Consider the following 1,640-nt stretch of genomic DNA (forward strand, 5'->3'; position numbering starts at 1 on the left):
CGGTACGTGTCAAGGTACCTGTCGCCTTGGTACTTCTGCTGCTAACCCATTGCGCCGTTAACTTCAGGGCGTTCTGGGTTCAAATACACCGCATCTGCCAGCTTCCAGTTGCGTGTCCTGGTACTCCAGCGGCTCGGATTCGCTTCCCTGGCCTCTTCATAAAGCGCTGCTCTAGCTTGTAATAAAGCCGTCGCTTTGCCTTCGTGTCGCTCGTTTGGTGTCACGTATTTCAAGGCACTGTGGCGGTGATCTTCGTTGTACCACTCGATGAATTTCTGCACCCAAAGCCTTGCATCAGTCACCGTTTCAAAAGGTTGATCCGGCCAGAGTGGGCAGTACTTAGCGGTGCGGAACAGTGCCTCGGCATAAGCGTTATCGTTGCTCACCCTAGGCCGGCTAAAGGATGGCTCGACGCCCAGCGCAACCATACTTTCACGCAACAAAGAACCTCTCATCACGTGCCCGTTATCCGAGTGCAGCACCAGCGGGCGACCCGCTGTGTGTTCACGTAAGCACCCCTTTCTGAGCAGTTCGCACGCGTGTTCGGCGCACTCCACCTCATGTACTTCATTGGCGACCAGCTTGCGGCTGTAGACATCCTTGACCATGTACCAGTAGAAAAACCGGCCTCTGACGGTACTTGGCAACCAGGTGATATCCAGCACCACACCTGATTGGGGCTGTCAGCGCGATGAGTCGTCAGCACCCTGCGTTTCGGGGCTTTGGTTCTGCCACGACGCACGTTTTGGTTGGCGGTTTTTAACACACGATAAAACGTCGACTCCGAAGCCAGGTAGATGCCTTCATCGGCCAGCTTAGGAACGATTTGGTGCGGGGTGAGGCTGGCGTAGCCAGCCTGATTGGCGGCATCAAGCACTGCTTGGCGCTCCGTCTCACTGAGCTTATTAGCCGGAGCTGCCCGTTGAGCCAGTCGTCGTCGATCACAACCAGTGTGTCGCCAGCGTTGGACTGTGCGCAGGCTCAACCCCAACTCATTGCACGCTCGATATCGACGAGCGCCATTCAGTACCGCGTCTGCAATCAACTTCATGGCTTGCGTGCGATCAAAGGCGTCGATCAGTCTTCCTTGTCCTTGCCCCAGATCGCATTGGCTTTTTTTCTGAGTGCCAGCAAAGCCTCCGCCTCAGCACGCCCAGCATCTGACCGGATCAACTGACGCTCCAATTCTTTAATCCGCCGTTGTTCGGTAGTTTTCTCTACATTGGGTTTCAGATCAGCAAGAATATTGGCGTTTTGGCAGATCTCGCGCCATTGACGGATTTGCTCCGGGTAGATGCCCTTGAGCCGGCAGTACTGAGAAATCTCCACCTCACTCAACGGTGCTGTTTCCATCACAGCGTTGAATTTATCGGCGCTGGACCATTGATCACTGGTCTTGCCATTTCCTGGCACGATCAAACCTTTATCTCTAGCCATTTGTCTCCAGTTTCGCAGTGACTGAGGCGTGAGATTAAGTGCAACGGCGAGTTCCGCCACTGAGCGATTGAGGGGCGGCATCATTTGCAGGACGACCCAATCTTTGAAGTCTTCGTTATAGCGCTTGGACATTGCTAAACACCTTCGCCCTCTTGCATGAGTGAGTCAATCAACAAGGGCGACAGGTAGCCTGACACGGAGGG

Annotated in this window: 1 pseudogene; it reads right to left on the reverse strand. The window is 54.5% G+C overall.

The features are described 5' to 3' along the window. Positions 1–41: 41 nt before the first annotated feature. A pseudogene (locus SB725_RS30050) lies at positions 42–1,569 on the reverse strand (IS3 family transposase). Positions 1,570–1,640 lie beyond the last annotated feature (71 nt).

This window comes from Pseudomonas sp. SIMBA_041 (genome assembly GCF_046535095.1).
GTDB lineage: Bacteria > Pseudomonadota > Gammaproteobacteria > Pseudomonadales > Pseudomonadaceae > Aquipseudomonas > Aquipseudomonas mucoides.